The sequence below is a fragment of the Nocardia sp. NBC_01327 genome (assembly GCF_035958815.1).
Classification (GTDB): Bacteria; Actinomycetota; Actinomycetes; order Mycobacteriales; family Mycobacteriaceae; genus Nocardia.
In genome coordinates, this window is record NZ_CP108384.1 from 100,914 (window position 1) to 117,516 (window position 16,603).

The window sequence follows — 16,603 nt, forward strand, 5'->3', positions numbered from 1 at the left end:
GTTCACTATCGACTTCGCGGCACGCTATAAGTCGGCACAATTCGTCACATATCAAGGCCCCCAACCGATCTGCATCGATTGGCGGGCGTATGCGTGTCTATGGACTGCTATTCGGTCTCGCCGAAGCTGAGTCTGCGACGTCTCTATCCGTGGAGCACTCATCCCCGGCGTGGGCGGGGCGAGCTCGGACCGGCTGGCGGACAACCGCACACAGGAAATCGACCGACACGCGCATCGCCCATTCGGCCATCTCATCGACGAACCGCGAGTTGTCCGCAGAGCCGCAGGTCAAAAGCAGTCGGTGGTCAGGAGGCGGTAGAAGAATGTCTCGTTCGCCAAAGGCGCTGGTCCCCCGGGGAATCCGTCCAGCCAGTGAGAGAAGTTCAGCGGTGTGGCAGGCGGCATCACCGTGAAGCCCTGCCGACCGTAGAAGTCGGCCAATCCCTGGTCGCTGGTGAGGAATTGGCCATACAGGATCTGCACCCCGCCGCGGTACGCGGAGAAAGTCGCGGCGTGCACCAGGGCGCGGCCGAGGCCGCGCCGGCGGCGGTCGTCGTCGATGGCCACCAGATGCAGTTTGGATGTGAACAGCAGGGCCTGCATGACGGCCGTGGTGCTGAGATCGTGCGCTTCGCCGAGGTCGGAGATGAACTGCGCGGCCGGCCCGACGAGTGCGCCACCGACGATCTGTCCGTCCAGCGTGGCGACCAGCGCGTCGGTACGCGCCCAGACCACAGCATCGACGTCACCACCGGTCACCGCGGCCGCCATCAGCCGATAGCTACTGTCGGGATCGCGCAGACCTTCACCCAGGAATCCGTCGGCATGGGCACGAACCAGGTTCGCCGCCACCTTCGGTCCCCCCGCGCCCGCCATCGACGTCCAGCGCTCGAACCCGCTCAGTTCCTCCGAGGTTCGGGCAGGGCGTATCCGGTACGGTCCGACGGCGATCTCCTTCGCCGCGGCCGGTGCTGATACGCGACGCAGGGACCCGCGGCGAGCAGTGTCGGACTTCTTCGGCTTGCGCCCCTGGATTTCGGCACCTCGCGCCCCCTGCCATGCACGAACTATCCCAGTGAACATTACCGTCTCTCCACGGAAAGTGTTGTGGGGTGGCATATTTCGTGGGACTATCGATTGGATCGCACCTCTGTGCAGGCCGGCTGCGCGGTCCTCTCCGCGACCGGCGACAACGGGGTTGATTCACCTTGAAGCACATGTCATGCGGCAGGTCGAAAGCGGCGGAGTGATCTGTCCGCATCATTGTCCCCTCCGAACCAGCGCACCGCAGCCACGCTGGAACACCGGGCGGTTCTCATTGCCAGGCATACGTCCTTACCGCCCGGGCACACGGTAGGGAATGCTCACACCGTGTGAGTGAAAGGTGGGGCGAGGCGATGTCGGCAGTCGCCCGACAACTCAAGTCGGCGCTGGGCAAAGGCGCCGCCGGCGGGTCGGGCGAGCTCAAAGAGATCGGCGGCGGCGTGCGCTCGTCGGCGGCGGGCAAATCCGCCATCGACGCGGAGAGTCGGCGACAATTCGAAAAAGAGCTGTTCGATCCGGCCGGGGATCACAGGAATCTCGTCTATGAGGTACAGGGCTATGTGCCGGTGTTACGGACGTACGGTTCCTATGACGGAGAGGTCTTTCAACCGTTGCCTTCCGGGCTGGGCCCGGACGCCGACCGGCTTATCGAACTGTCACCGTTGTTGTCGCGCAGGCTGACCCAGGTGCAGCACGACAACTGGATGGTCGGCAGAGCCGCGCCGGGGAGCGTCTCTCGCGTCGATCACGCCGCGAAAAAGATTCTGATCGACCCGACACTCGACGATCCCGTGGCCGTCGGCGACCTGGCCCATTGGATCTCGCACGTGAACCGCCCCAACCAGCATTTCTGGGGTACCACCCGGGGTAAGTACGACACCACGGCCGAGGAGTGGGCGAACAACATGTTTGAAGGTCATCTGATCGGAGAAGTGCACGCCTGCCTCGAGCGCTGCGAGGCTCGTGCGGAGACATTGTCCGCAGGCGGTCCCGATATCGGGACCGATCACCACCTCATCCAGAGCGAATTCGAGGCCTGTATCAGACGCGGCACCCCCTTCCAAGACACCAGCCTGATGCTGAGCGAAACCCTGGAATACCAGTCCGAGTACTACCCGCATGCCGTGGCCAGACCCGGAGTGCAGTACGGCGACGCGCTGTGGGATTTCTACTCTTCGGTCGCGCAGAACAGCACCGAACGCAGGGCACCAACCAGGAATGGGCTTCCCATGACTGGAGACACCGGGACGCCGTACTGGTCCTAAAGTGAATGCACGATCAGGCGCCGATTTGGCTTCTGCGCAGGAGACGGTATGGCCAATGAGCTGCAGGTGGACGACGATGCTGCGCGGGTGTTGGCATCGGATCTGGCGGGCATCGCGGCCGACGCCGCACAGACATTGCAACGACTTCAGTTGTTCCTGACGAAGCAGGGGACTGACTTCGGCGCTGACACCACCGGTCGTGCGTTCGGGCAGTCCTATATTCCCTCTGAACAAACGGGTTTGGTCAATTTTCGCGATACAGTTCAAAGCCTGGCCGGGGAAGCACAGAATATCTCCTCATATCTGAACTCGGTCACACTTGCCGACCGCGAAACCATTCCTACTCTTCAGGGAGCTGGCTCGGCATCGGATGGCAATGCGGCACCGCAACAGGCTCCGTCGACAGCCGTGAGGCCTCAACAGAGCCCGGTCGAATCTCCGGTGAGCCCGCAGTTGCCGGTAGCTGAGCGCACATCAGCTAGTGCCGGCGAAAAACCAACAGCAAGTGGACAACCCGCTGTATCCCAAATCCCCCCGAGTGGTTCCGCGAACGCGCCCGGTTCGACGAACGTGCCTGACTCGGGCAGCACACCTGCCGCCCAGAAGTCGGCCCCGCTGACCGACACACCCGCGGCCTCGAACTCGGTGCCGTTCACCGTCGGACAAACGGCTCCGAAAGCGTTGTTGCCCAACGGTCCAAGCCGGTCGCCCGCCGCGACTGCTGCCGCCACACCATTGTCTGGGCCTTCGGTGACATCGTTCGCCGGCTCGGGACAGAAGGGGGCTTTGCCGTCGGATGCCACACCGGTATCGGCCATTGGGCGAGGCGCTGCTGCGGCGGGGGAGGAGGCAGCAGCCGCAAGCGGGGCTTCTGCGACCTCGCCTGCACAACGCCCCTCAGTGTCCGCACCGCGAACGAGCAGTGCACCGCCCTCGCGATCGCCGGAACAGCCGGTTCAACCAGCTACGGCCAAGAAATCCGATCCCATGAGGGCTCAACCTGAAGGTGCCGTCAGTGCGGCTAACAGTCCGCCGATCGGCGGACTGTTAGCCGCGCACTATGGTGTGTTTGTCGCATGGCTCGTATTGAAATCGGCGGCTGTACGACAGCCCGATGCGATTGTCGACACCAGGCATGCCGCTGCTGAGTTGAGCGATCCGGTCCTCGGATCGGATGCGCAGCAAGTGTATTCGACCGTCGCCCGAGTACTGGGTGATCTTCTGGGCGGCAAGTGACAAATACGCCACCCCCAATTCCTCTCGACTGTCCCGAGCCTGTGGTGAACCTGCTCGGCGGTCATTGGCCCCAAACCAACGAACATGATCTGCGCCTGCGGGCGAAAGCGTGCCGAGAGGCGGCAGCAGAACTGCGCGCGCAGGGAAATCGTCATGAGGCGTGCGTCGAGCGAATCTCAGACGTGATGACAGGCGCCGGCGCGGATGCCCTCTACAAGAACGGCGAACTGAACACACAGAACACCATTACAGTCGCTGACTACCTCGAGAGTTTGGCCGCGGAAGCCGAGAAAACGGCCGACTCTGTGGAACACGCCCGAGATATCGTCGAGTTCTCCATGGTCACTCTTGCCGGCCAACTGATCTTGGACGGAATACTCCTCACCGCAGGGGGTTGCGCCAAGGCTGTTGCTGATGAAGCCGCAGCGGAAGCGGCCGTCCGGGCGGCAACAGAGTTCGCGGAGAGAGAAGTCGCCGAGCATGCGGCGGAGGGCGCCGCGGAACGCGGAATTCTGGGCAAGATCATCAAGATGGGTGCGATCGGCAGCGTATGGGGTGTTCTCCCAACGGTGTTCGCAGATACCAAAGAGTCCATCGAGGGACACGGCGGCTTCAATTTGGAGGAGATCGCTGCTGACGCAGCGGGAGGCTTCGCGGGCGGTGTCGCCGGTGCGTATTTCGGCGCAGGGATGGCGAAAAGTCTCGGACACTTCGTCACAGACCGGAGCAGCGGATGGAGCCGGGTCATCGCGCAGGTCGGCGTCAGCCTGATTCACATCGGGTACGGCGGATTTCTCGGCGGTGTGTTCGGTGGGGCCGCAAACATACTCGCGACCAATCTCCCAGCGGCCGTTGAGGATCAGAGTCTGTCGAAGCTTGGGAAGGGACTCTCGTTCGGCGGACTGTTTTCCAACGGTGTCGCTGCTCTCGCCCCCGGCATTGTCGGCGGTGCGTGGGGTTCGGCGAGCGCGGCCAGAGCCGCGGCCGGGTTCGTCATACCTGGAACACCGCTGTCCTCGGGCGCTACCGAGCGAGGCGCAACACCCGCTACCGCCGGGGCGGCCGCTATGCGCGCGCCGACATCGGAATCGAAGGGCGGCAACCCTTCTCCCATATCCGTCGCCGGGGCAGATGCTCTCCCCGCAGTTCCGCCGCCGACGCCTGCCGATCAGGATGACGAGGCTGCGGCAGGCAACGGTACGAACGGGCCGACGAACAACAACGATCCACTCGAGAGTTCCGGGCCTGTCACCGTCGGTCGTACCGGGTTCTACGAATTCCCCAGGGCACCGAGCGACAATCCCATCCCCGACGCTGAGACCCGCGAGCCCTTCGACGTGACCGGGAGCCTCGACGTCCCGGCAGATCCGGCCGGCACGAGGTCGGTAACGCGCGAGAACAATGAGACAGCTGAACAGGGCGGTCTCGGGGATGCGGGCAAGACGGACTTCACCGCCGCACACAGCAGTATCGGCCGCGGCTTCGGAGAGATAAGTCACTCCGCTGGTCGGGGCGATTCGCCACCGTCGACGGCCCGCCCGAGGGCTGAGCAGACTCCCGTCCCGAGACCGGTAGCCGAACTAACCGTGCCTGGTCCCAGGGCAGCGGATGCGCTGAAACCTCCTGCCGCCGAAGGCTTTCGATCGGGTATCTCTGCGCCGGTCGTGCCCGAATCCCGCAGCGATGTCGTGCCCGCTGAAACATCGAATTCTGAGGATTCCGGCATCGTTCGAGACGGCGGCGCCGAAAATCCAGAGCAGACAGCAGGTCTCGCTGGCGATCGGATCCGCACCGACGCTGTCCCCGATGCAACGGTGAGCATGGATGTGGCCCATACCGATGGGGCTTACACGGATGCGGCCGGCGTGGATGGTGTTCACCAAATCACCGAAATGGATCCGAACGAAGCGACATTGCGGGCGCGTCTGGAACATGAGGTAGCTATCGAGGACCCGCGTGTAGTTCAGGCGGGCGCGGAGCTTGCACACGCAAAGGACAGACTGGACACCGCGCAAGTCGAGCTCGACGCTGCTGAGGCTCACCGCGATCAGCAGAAGCCCGGCCTGTCGAGCGAGGTGACTGAGGACCAGCATGTCGAGCAGTTGAATGCCGAGGCTGAACGGGCACGCGATCAGCTCAATAGCGAAGTATCGCAGAACGATACCCGGCAGAGCCGGGTTCGGGCCGAGCTGTCCGGCGGGAAGCACACGCGTTCCGTCGAGGAGCTGCTGCGGCGGGAAACGCAGGTCGACGAGCAGGTAGCGGAGAAGCTGAAGCCGTTCCGGGAAGCGGCTGCACGCGCGGACGCGGATTACCGTTCGGCGCTGCAGGATGAGATCGACAGGCGTGCAGCCGAATTGGATGCGGCCGTGACCCGGGCGCAGGCGGCGGTGCATGACAGTCGGGTCGCGTTCGATTCCGGGCAGGCCCAGCACGATGCTGCAGTGCAGCATGCGGTGCAGGAACGCTACGAGGCGAAGCAGGCCGAATCGGAGGCGAGAGTCGATGCCGCCGAACAGGCGGCGGTGCACATGCGCGAGACCACCGAGGTGCAGATGGACAACGCGCGCACCGATCTGCACGCGGCCAGAGATGGTGTGAAGGACGCCAGGCATAAATACGAGACAGCGAAAGCCGAGCTCGACGCCGGTCTGAAGGGCAAGCTCGACGACAGCATTGCGGCTTCCGGGCGTCGGGTCGAGGCGGCGCGGAATGCGTTGGAGGACAGCCGGAAAGGATACGAGGAGGCTCGGACCGGCAACGAGCCGCGGCACGAAGAATTGAAGCTGCTGCGCGAGGAGGTCGAACAGGGTGGGGAAAACCTGCGGGACGAGCTGATTGAGCATGAGGCGCTGCTGACTGCCGCCGGGGATCGCTCCGATGACCTGGAAGCGGTAAGGACCGGGCGTGGCGAGGCGGTGTCGGGATGGCGGTCGCTGCGTGGGTTCGACAGGGAAGTCGCGCGGCGATCCATTGACTGGCAGGGGGTGTTGAGACGACGTGAGTCCGACGCCACAGCGGCTTCGCGAGTGGAGGACCTCAGAGGGGACCTGGAGGCGAAGGAGGCGGCGTACCCGCAGGCGGTTGAGGATTTCAAGGGTGCGGTGCTGGGGGTGATCGAGGAACGTCTGGCAGCGGTGGAGAACGCGAAGACACCGGATCGAGACGCGTATGAGGAGGGGCTCGCGGACAAGAGGGAGGCGATGAGAAGAGCATCGAGGAAGGCGCTCGAAGCTGCGGATGCGGTACAGAAGGCGGCGTTCGCGTTCCGCGACGAAGTGTTGCGCCGGACAAGTGAGACGGACCCGATGATCGGTCCCGGAGCGGCCGACGATGTGGTGGATCGTATGGCGCGCGACGGTTCTCGCGCGGAGCGGGTGGCGGCAATGTCGGAGTGGATGACGCGTCGTGATCCGGACGGGCGCACACCGCGGGAGACGCAGATGCTGGCGTATGTGCTGACCGAGTTCGGCCCGGCGGATATGAAGGGCGGGGAGGGCAAGACGCTGGTGGTGGTCATGGCCGGGTATCGGGACGCCCGGGTGCATGGTGTGGCGACCACGCTGACCAGTAGCGATCCGCTGGTGATGGATATGGTCGGCGAGGTGACCAATTTCCTCGGATCGCAGCATCCGGATTCGGGCGTGGATGTGGTGACACTGAAGGAGAACGAGCCGTTCCCGCAGTGGGCCTGGAAAGCGTTGGAGGAGAACCGGAGTTTGTTCGTGGTCGGGACGAAGGAAGGTGTGCTGTTCGTCGGGCTGCACGAAGCGCACGCGATGGTCGACGAGATCGAGCGCGCGGGTGCGTCGGAGAAGGTGGTGGCGGACCTTCGGGCGTGGCTGCGCACAGAGCCGCATCTGGATGCGTTGGCTGATCATCTGGACGCAGTGGCAGACGAGTACAAGGTGCCGCGGCGATTCAAGCCGATCCCGGAGGGGGTAGGGAATTTCGACGAGGTCGATACCGCCTTCGATGGGGAGACGCGGGCTATTTTGTCGCCAGGTGCTGGCGGCGACGCGGAGCCGGAGACGGAACAGCATCTGAAAGATGTGTATGAGAAGTTCCGTATCGCCGTGCTGGCACACGGATTGACCGATAAGGATTTCGGCAGGCCGGAGAATACGCGTGGTCTGTGGCATGCACGGCTGAGTGTCGACGCATTCGAGAAGCTTGCACGGGCGACCGAGGATCCGGAGTCGGTGCTCGCCGACGCGGAGCATTTCGCAAAGTTCGCGCTGGCGAGGTGGGGCCTGGAACGCGACAGGGACTACAACACCTCGCGCGAGCACGACATGGTGATGCTGATCGATTCGAAGACCACCGACAAGCTGTCGTGGGGTCGGGACAAGTCGACCTCGACAAGGTTGCAGGATCTGGGGCAGTATCTCGACATCGTCGAGGGGGTGACGGTGCGGGCCAATCACCCGGAGGATTCACTGACGATGTCATTGAAGCAGTGGATCGGTAGCCGGTTTTTGAAGAACCCCAAGGGTGTGTCGGGCACGGCGGAAGAAGTGGCAGAGGCCATCCACGATAGTTGGGGCGGCACACACGACGAGCGAGGTGACTACTTCGGGGTGCCCGCGATCGCGAGGTTCTACAAATCGAATTTGTTCGAGGAAGCTCCTGCGGAGTACACGACCCACGAGAAGAAGCTGGCGGGTATGGCGACCGATGTCGTTGATACCGCGGATATTTCGTTTGTCGTGAAAGACGGCACGATTGTGGATATCCGGCAGGAAGGCCGGACGCAGTGGAACATCATGCTCGACAACAAGGATATTCACGGAGCCCACGAACGTGTAGTGGAGAGTGTGGTCGACAAGCCGGGCGGCGGGCGGATGGTCGAGGAGACCAGGACCGCACTGAATCGGTGGCAAGACAAGAAATTGCCTGAGCGTGGGGTCACGGACTGGGTCGACGCGATCGTGGATCGGCGCATGAAAGATTACGCGGCCGAACATGGCCTGCAGATCGCAGACGGGGTGAAATTGCGATACTCGGCGATCGACGCCCGCTGGTATGAGGAGCACGGCGGCGGGGATGGCGCCGAACGTGAGGCCGGCCGCCTGGTGGAGAAGTTCGGGAAGCCGGGCAGCATCATGTTCATCAACAAATCGGGGGCACGGGGAACAGATCCGAAGCCGACGGCGGAGGCGAAGGAGCTCGGCGGCGTATTTACCAGAATCAGTGGCGGCCCGGCCTTTTCGCGACGGGTGTTGTTACAGGCGATCTGGCGCTCCGCGCGCGGCGGGTCGGGTGAGGATCGGGTCAACGGTGGTACGCCCGGATCGGCGAAGATCTACACCTCGCCGGAGGACTACCGCACCGAGATCGAAGACGCCCAGGCCACGCGCGAGATCATTCAGTATCTGAATGCGGTCGATGAGCGGGACCGGGCTGCAGCCGGGTACGAAACCGCTCCCTCGGCGGAAACCCGCGAAGCCATCGGCAAGGCCAACAACCATCTCGACGAGGCCGTGCGGGTACTGCGGGAGGAGACGACGCCGAGGCTGCAACGTCGCGCCGAAGAACAACTGCAGGCCCCCCATCGCGGCCTGCGCAACAACCCCGCCCACGCACCGCCGGCTCCTGGCACCCTCGCGCAGCGGCCTCGGATACAGCAGCCCCGTGCCCCCAGTGAGCCCCCGCCCCCGGGTGACCCGGTCGGGCGTCCCGGCGGTCAGCACAGCACTGTATCCCGCCGGACTCAGCAGTCGGCTGTGTCGAAAGGCGCGGGCCGTTCGTCGAACGGCACGACGGGCGAGTCGCAGCAGTCCCCTGCAGGCTCGGAGCAACCACACTTGCCGGGACGTGCGCACGTCCCGTTAAGCGGCCACCTGCTCCAGCCGCGCGATCTGGCGCAGTTCGGTGGCACCCAACTCCCCGCAGCCGGAAGGTCCACGCCCTGGACTGCGGGGGAAATCGCGGCACCAGGGACAAAGGAACGTTCAGAGGAGACGGCAGCACCCGGCAGGATGACGCCCGTGGGCCTGGCGCAGGTGCCCGTGTCGTCCCGTTTCCAGATATCGGCCTTCCCCTCGGACGCCCGCTTGCCCAGTCCCGAGGAAGTGCTCGACCGGCCGGAACGGAAGCCGCGCACGCGCAAGAGCGTCGGATCCGCAGCTGTCTTTTATGCCGCCACCCCACATGACGTGGGTTCTGGCGATGACAAGCCACACGATGCGCGTCTCCTAGGCAAGGGGACCCATCGTCGACAACCAAAAACCAATCCGGTGGAAGACCCGCCTTCCCAGGAGGGCAGCTCCGACCCCGGCGGCGAAAACCCTTCGATCCCAGTCGGCGATTCACGGCAGGTTGCTGAGCCTGAGCCGGTAGCGGACCGGGTAGAGAGCGGCGTCGAGCCAGCACGACTACCAACCGAGGCGGCAGGTAGCGGCGCGTTCGTCCACAACTCGACACCTGGCGAAGTGCCTCCGGTCGTGCTGAAGCGGCGTCTTCATCTGAACTGGGTCCGCAAGCACTCGACGCCCGGCGAACTGCCCCGCGAAGCGCCCCCAGCTTCGCTGAACCGGAGTCTGAGGTGGATACGGTGGATACGCGAGCGATTGCAGTCGGCAAACCGCAACCTCATTTGGCTTTACACTGGGTCGGCCTTCTCGTCTGCGGGCAGCACCGGGCTGGCTGCGGTTATTCCCCTGCTCATAGAGCAAGCGAGCAGCTCTATATCCTTGGTGAGCCTCGCCACATCGGCCGCCCAATTCGCAAGTCTGCTTGCACTATTGCCGTCTGGATATGCTGCCGACAAATTCGAACCCAGGCGCACGATCCGGCTGGCCGCGGCGACCGGCTTGGTCGCGACCAGTGTCGCAGGCGGGATGGTGCTGTTCGGCCTTCCTGGTGTCACGGCTGGTCTGATTGGATCCTTGGTCGTCACCCGCGTCGCCGACACCTTTGGCGGCATGAGCACCACGGTCTATGGCCGCCGTCTAGCCGTTACCGCCGAGGAGAAGGTGGCGGCGATGACGTTGGCCCTGGTGGACAGGCATGCCTCCGGCACGCTGGGCAATTTCATCTTCCCGGTGATCGCAAACCTCTCGCATCCATTACTGTTCGCGAGCAACGCCCTGTCCTACGCCGTGAATCTGGCGACGCTGCGGACGCTTCCGCCAGTCCCTGCGGCGGAGCAGCTCAACCGCGTGCGCCTGCTCGACGGTGCGCGCGCCGTGTGGGACGACGCGTATTTGCGCGCCTGCGCGATGTTTTCGGTTCCGTGGGGTATCGGCGGAGCGGCGTCAACCGTGCAGTTGATTGACATCATCCACTCAGCGGGCTACTCGCCCGTTACATCGGGGCTGGTGTTGGCTGGCGGCGCTGCCGGGACGGCGCTCGCTGCGAGGCCACCGTCGCGTCTCACCAACCGGCTCAACCTGAAATGGCTTCATCCGAGCACGATGGTGTCGTGGGCCGGATGGACAGCGGAGCTCGCGCTCACGACCAACCCGGCAATTATCGGTATAACAGCGGTCCTGGTCGGGGCGGCCGTCATGTCGACGAACAAAGAGTTCTCCAAGTACCAAGCCAAGGTCGTTCCAGAACGCGTGATCGGTGCCGCGATCTCCGTTAGCCAGATCGCTAACGGAGCAGGCGGCCTCATCGGCGGGTTGGTGGGGGGATACTACCTGCTGCCGGAGATCGGCATTGAGGCAACGGGATGGGTGTTGACCGGCATATTCGGAGCCACTGCGGCTGCCTCGGCAGCGGCTTCTTATCGCACTCGTACATCGCGGGTGAAGGTCGCCGATCCGGCTGAGCCTGTGCGGCCACCGCGACGTGGGGCGGCTCGGTTGGGCGGCCACTGGCTCCAGCTGCCTGACGAGGCGTGGTGGGGAAGCCAACTCCCAGCTGCGGGAAGCTCTGTGAGATGGGGATTCCCGGCAGTGGACCAATCTGCTGACCCCTCGTGGATCGGACAGCATGAGAACCTCAGTCCGTCGCTGTCGGCGGAAGGTCCGCCTCGCGGGCCTGTGGTCCAGCCGATTCCGGAAGGTTCGCCGCTACAGGCCGACAGGCCCGAGCTCGGCGGCGATACTCCGTCGAACCCGGCCGGTGGTGCGCAGTCCGATGCGGGGGGTGAGCCGCTGACCGGCCGGGCGGAGAGCGGCGGCGAGCCGGTGGGGCCGTCGACCGAGGCTGCGGGTTCAGGATCGGGTGGTCGGGGTTCGGGCAACAACCGCGGTGGACTCGACAATCCGACGCGGGTCGGTCAGCAGGCAGGGGCGACCGATCTCACCTATAGCCACGCGCGGCTGGGCGGTGTGCTTGCGGCGTACGTTGACGACGGCTTCTACATCGATACCCTCGGGAACCGCCTCCGACTTCCCCGCCCCCCTGGACCGGCTGCCCAACTGCGCAATAAAGCGCTGGGTTTCCACCACAATCCCGGCAGTAAAAACCCCGACCCGAGGGGATGGGGCACGGACCGAACACCCGAGACCACGACGCCGCATACCGAACCGGGCGCGGATTCCACCATCGCCAACGATGTCGCCTATCCGTCGGAATCACCTGTCACACAACAGATATCAATATCTCCCGATGCGGCAGTCGACGGTGACGATATGGGCGAGGTCATTGCGTCGGGACGCATGCTCAACGTCCTGGCGTGGACGGGCAATGGATTCACACCTGCTGCGAGGACCCCGTGGAGCCGCGGCCGGGTCGTGGCGTCGGACACGGAGATCCCTCGATGGGATGGTTCCCAGCTCCCGGCCCCGGCCGGCTGGGTGGGAAGGTTGCCTCCGGGGCAGTGAACGGTGCAATTGCCTACCATTCGACGCCCGGCGAACCGCACAGCGAACCACCCCCCGCCTTGCTGAAGCGGCGTCTGCTGTGGATGCCCGAGCGATTGCGTCCGGCAAATCCCGGCCTCCTGCAGCTCTACACCGGGTCGACCTTCTCCTCTGCAGGCAGCGGAGGGCTGGCCGCCGTTCGTTCACGGCCGAGTACAAGGTCGAGGCTGCCCACCGGGTGATCGATTCCGGTCGCACGATCGCCGAAGTAGCCCGGGAACTGGGCCTCAACGAGGGCTTGCTCAGCAACTGGGTCAAGGACGAGCGACGCGGGATCGCCGCCGTCGAGGTCCACGGGGAGAAACCTCTGGACGTGGCCGAACGCGCAGAGCTTTTGAGGCTGCGAAAACAGGTCGCCGAGCTGGAGAAAGACAACTCTTTCTTGGTAAAAGCCTCGGCGTACTTTGCCGCGATGCAGAAGAATCGGCCCGGTTCGATCTGATGGTGAAGTACGCCGGCTCCGAACACATCGACGAAACCGCTGGCACCCAAGCCCCTGAGGGGCAACGCTTTTCGCTTTCTCGGATGGCGCCACTGCTGAAGGTTTCCACCTCCGGCTACTACCAGTACCTCAAGCGCAGAGCGGCAACAGTTTTGACGCCCCGCCAGCAGCGGCGCGCGGATCTGGAAGTGAAGATCACCCAGGTGCACACCGACTCCCGTCGTACCTACGGGGCGCCACGAATCACCGCTGAGCTGCGCGAGCAGGGTGAGCGGGTCACCGAGAAGACCGTCGCCAAGATCATGGCCTCGATCGGACTCGAGGGCATCAGCCCGCGCACGTTCAAGGTCCGCACCACCGTCGTCGATCCGGACGCGTCGTTCCCACCGGATCTGGTGGACCGCGTCTTCGACCAGGGCCGTGTGGAGGCGGCCTGGTTCACCGACATCACCTACCTCACCTGCGGTGAGGGGGACATGTTCTTGTGTGCGATCCGTGACGGGCATTCCCGGAAAGTGTTGGGCTACAGCATTGCCGACCATATCGGTGCCGACATGGTCACCGAGGCCATCGAATCCGCTGTCTCCGCCCGGGATGGCCTGTGTCGTGGCACGATCTTGCATTCCGATCGCGGCGGCGAGTTCACCGCGCACCTGACAGCGAAAGCATGTTCGAGGTACGGGTTGCGGCGATCGATGGGCGCGACCGGGATTTGCTGGGACAACAGCCCCGCGGAATCGTTCTGGTCGAGTTTCAAACACGAGGAGTACTACCGGCACGTCTACGCGAGGAAAGCCGAACTCGTTGCCGCGGTTGACAGCTGGATCAATTTCTACAATGCTGTGCGGCGGCACTCAGCGATCGGGATGCAAAGTCCAGACGCCTTCGAGCGCTCACTCCGAGCAACTGCCGCCTAAAGCTCGTAACCCCCTTGTCCACCGTTCGGGGGGAACCTCAGGCTACTCGGTGACGAACCCATCCTGCTGAGCCGGTCTCCATCGTTCGGAGAGAACCTCAGTGTTCCCACTGCTGGTTGCAAACGCGGGACTCGCACGCTGGCGGGTGTTCAATTGATGCGCACTCTCGGTTATCTTGTCGGCGCCAAGATCAAGCAAGGATCCTCACCGCATGTTCAACACCCCTGCCCGCCCCTTTGACATCCTCACGGTCTTTCCCGAGCTAGCGGCTTTCGCAAAGAGTGCGACCCGCCTGCACCCACGTCGCGGAGTACCGCAAGCTGAGGCGAGTTCGGTAGCGGGACAGATGCTCTGGCCCGCGGAAGAGCCCTGGCCGACCTGTCAGCTGCCCCACCTGGTCGAGGTCATACGCGAGCGCACCGCAGAGGACCTGGACGAGTCTCGGAGGGCCGATGAACACCGTGCCCAACTACTCGCCCAATACGGCGAAGTGCTCGAACAGATTGCCGACCCGGAGCGGGCAAGCCAGATGGCCATCGCGCAGCAGCGTATGACGGAGGCCAAGAACCGACGCTCTCAGCGCACGACTTTGAGGACGTGGGAGCCAGAGGCACCCACCGAACCGGTCCCCATGGTCCCAGTCGTGCAACTCAATGCCGCCGACATACCCGAAGTCCGGTTCCCGGACGGGACGGACCTGCTACAGATCCTGTGGTGCCCCTACCAGCATCCTGACGTTCCCGGCATGCACGAGCACTACAGCGGGCCTGCTCCGAAGGTGATCTGGCGGGCGGCCGACTCCCTCACGAAGGCAATCGCCGGTGCGTCGAGCGCTACGAGCGCGAATGGATTTGTTTTGGAGCAGTGCGTCGTCCATCCCGAGCAGATCACCGAATATCCCGACCTCGAGGATCTTCCCGAGCCGCTACAGTCTCGCGTCTACAGCTGGATCGACAGTCTCGACGAGGAGTCCGACTACGGCTACAGCAACGACCTGTCGGTAGCCCCAGGGCTCAAGGCCGGTGGATGGCCGTACTGGCCACACGGCCCAAGACCGGTGCAGTGCGCCTGCGGGTCGGAGATGCAGTTGCTTCTGACACTCCCCAACGGGGAACGCGGTGCGCAGAGCTGGACCCCGCTGCGAGAGCAAGACCACGCGGCCGAACAAGATTACGACGCAGAGTTCCATGATCCGACCGGCTTCGACGGCGTCAGGGACGAACTCCTCATCTTCATCTGCCGACAGGACTCACACCACGAGGTCTGGATCGCGATCGAATAGGGGTGCCGGTAAGAAAATATTGTCATCAGCCACACGGAAGCGCCTCGCGTCTGTGGTGCCGGATGTGCGGCACGCGACCGACCGCCGGAAAGATGTCGAACAACGCTAAAGGAAGCCGACTTTCAGCATTCTCGCGGCGGGGCGAAAAAAAATCGCGGCACTCCAGCGGCGCTAACGCAGTCTTCTATGCCCCATTGCGCGCTGTTCGGAACGGCCAGTGCGGCGCCTCGGAAGATCAACCCGCAGCATCTATCTGGTGCCGGCTGAACGCACCATATTGCCGATTATGTGATGTCAGATCGAACCAGCTCGATAGCTGAAAACTATGATCTTGATACAGCTATCGATCCAGGCCATCGACGCAGCAGAAGGACATTCCAGCCGCGCCACGCACAGCCGGACAACTCGAAGGAGCCACGGTGAGGAACTGGAGCAAGCTCGTCACGACAGTTTCAGAACTTCAGGAACGTGCGGCCAAATTGAGCGGCGAGGTATGGCGGTACGCACCACCGAATCCACCGGCCAGCGACGTCGATATCGCAGCTGCGGAGCAACGACTGGGAGTCTTCTTCGACGACGCCTACCTCGATCTGCTGCGCACCTGCAACGGCTGGCCGGTATTCGCCCGCCGTTGACACTACGACGCGGCCGCCCGCCGCGGCGACAGACCGCTGCTGGACGGTTTCCACGAGTGGCTGATCGCCAACTACATCGGCCACCAGAACAGCCTCGTATGGGAGGCGCTGATCGAATTGATCGCGCTACCGGATCACGACCGCTCAGACGCTCGTACCCCTGAGCAGGAAGCACGTGTGCTTGAGGTCCTGTTCGACGTGCTCGACAAGTTCCTGGCCGAGCGCGAGATCGCCGAGTAGATCCGCTGCAATGGACGCACTGAACGACCAACGGCTGCAAGGGCTTTTCGAGCAGGACGCCTCGCTTCTGGAGATGTTGGACCACCTGTCGATGCGTGAGGACGTGCCTCTGACTGGAATGCGGTTCTTGTGGATCTTCCAGATGGAGCTGGGTATCTCGTTTGTCGAGTCGAGGAAGATACTCGACTGCTTCGACCCTGCGATGCGACCGAAAATTGATGCAGCGGAGATCAATCAGCGTTGGCGCGCGATCATGCGTGGATTCCTCGATAGGTCGCCACATCGGTAGTCGAATCGACTGAGTTCGATCGGCATCGAACGCACTGACATGCCGTGACCCGCGTGTTGGGCGGCCGGCCAAACTGGTTGTCAGGTAACTCTTCCTGGTGCGCGCTCATGTCGAATGTCGCGCACCGGTCGCTGAGCGCCGTGCCGACTTCGGTCATCAGCCCACCGCTGCGCCTGGGCATCGCGATGACACCGGACAGGGTCACCGGCATCCTCGACTACTGGACCGCGCGCTCCCAGCTCGTCCAGATCAGGCCCGGGGTCTATCGCCGCCCGCTCGAACCCGACGACGCTGCCTGAACCGTGCCTTCGCCATATCCGTTGTTTTTCGCGCGGTTACTACCGGGACCCCGAGACCGGCAGACATCCACTTCTCTGCCGTGGCAAGGGGTGTGGGTTGGTCGTAGCATCAGCCGGGCAATCGACCGAAGACGGCAG

11 protein-coding genes are annotated in these 16,603 nt (G+C 63.8%); 10 read left to right on the forward strand and 1 reads right to left on the reverse strand.

Annotated elements, in window-relative coordinates:
• Positions 1-288: 288 nt before the first annotated feature.
• Entirely contained in the window at positions 289-1,083 is a 795-nt protein-coding gene (locus OG326_RS42070) for a GNAT family N-acetyltransferase (RefSeq protein ID WP_327146995.1), read from the reverse strand.
• 314 nt (positions 1,084-1,397) lie between these two features.
• Here OG326_RS42070 and OG326_RS42075 point away from each other — a divergent pair, with 314 nt between their 5' ends.
• The 10 genes from OG326_RS42075 (at position 1,398) to OG326_RS42120 (ending at position 16,465) form a co-directional block, all read left to right on the forward strand.
• Entirely contained in the window at positions 1,398-2,309 is a 912-nt protein-coding gene (locus OG326_RS42075; RefSeq protein WP_327146996.1) for a hypothetical protein, read from the forward strand.
• Positions 2,310-2,357: 48 nt separating this feature from the next.
• Positions 2,358-3,545, forward strand: coding sequence for a hypothetical protein (locus OG326_RS42080; RefSeq protein ID WP_327146997.1), 1,188 nt, complete (start codon positions 2,358-2,360; stop codon positions 3,543-3,545).
• A gap of 41 nt (positions 3,546-3,586) precedes the next feature.
• The gene (locus OG326_RS42085; RefSeq protein WP_327146998.1) at positions 3,587-12,322 is read left to right on the forward strand and encodes a WXG100-like domain-containing protein; all 8,736 of its coding nucleotides are present in this window, start codon (positions 3,587-3,589) and stop codon (positions 12,320-12,322) included.
• Positions 12,323-12,539: 217 nt separating this feature from the next.
• Positions 12,540-12,803, forward strand: coding sequence for a transposase (locus tag OG326_RS42090; RefSeq protein WP_327146999.1), 264 nt, complete (start codon positions 12,540-12,542; stop codon positions 12,801-12,803).
• Positions 12,804-12,886: 83 nt separating this feature from the next.
• Entirely contained in the window at positions 12,887-13,720 is an 834-nt protein-coding gene (locus tag OG326_RS42095; RefSeq protein WP_327147000.1) for an IS3 family transposase, read from the forward strand.
• A 211-nt stretch (positions 13,721-13,931) separates the two neighbouring features.
• The gene (locus OG326_RS42100) at positions 13,932-15,002 is read left to right on the forward strand and encodes a hypothetical protein (protein ID WP_327147001.1); all 1,071 of its coding nucleotides are present in this window, start codon (positions 13,932-13,934) and stop codon (positions 15,000-15,002) included.
• A 419-nt stretch (positions 15,003-15,421) separates the two neighbouring features.
• Positions 15,422-15,637 carry an SMI1/KNR4 family protein gene (locus OG326_RS42105; RefSeq protein ID WP_327147002.1) on the forward strand — a complete coding sequence of 72 codons (216 nt, stop codon included), beginning with the start codon at positions 15,422-15,424 and terminating at the stop codon, positions 15,635-15,637.
• A 117-nt stretch (positions 15,638-15,754) separates the two neighbouring features.
• Complete coding sequence (locus OG326_RS42110) at positions 15,755-15,877, forward strand: hypothetical protein (RefSeq protein ID WP_327147003.1); 123 nt, start codon at positions 15,755-15,757, stop codon at positions 15,875-15,877.
• Positions 15,878-15,887: 10 nt separating this feature from the next.
• Positions 15,888-16,166, forward strand: a complete 279-nt coding sequence (locus OG326_RS42115; RefSeq protein WP_327147004.1) for a hypothetical protein — start codon at positions 15,888-15,890, stop codon at positions 16,164-16,166.
• A 107-nt stretch (positions 16,167-16,273) separates the two neighbouring features.
• Positions 16,274-16,465 carry a hypothetical protein gene (locus OG326_RS42120; RefSeq protein WP_327147005.1) on the forward strand — a complete coding sequence of 64 codons (192 nt, stop codon included), beginning with the start codon at positions 16,274-16,276 and terminating at the stop codon, positions 16,463-16,465.
• Positions 16,466-16,603: the final 138 nt, after the last annotated feature.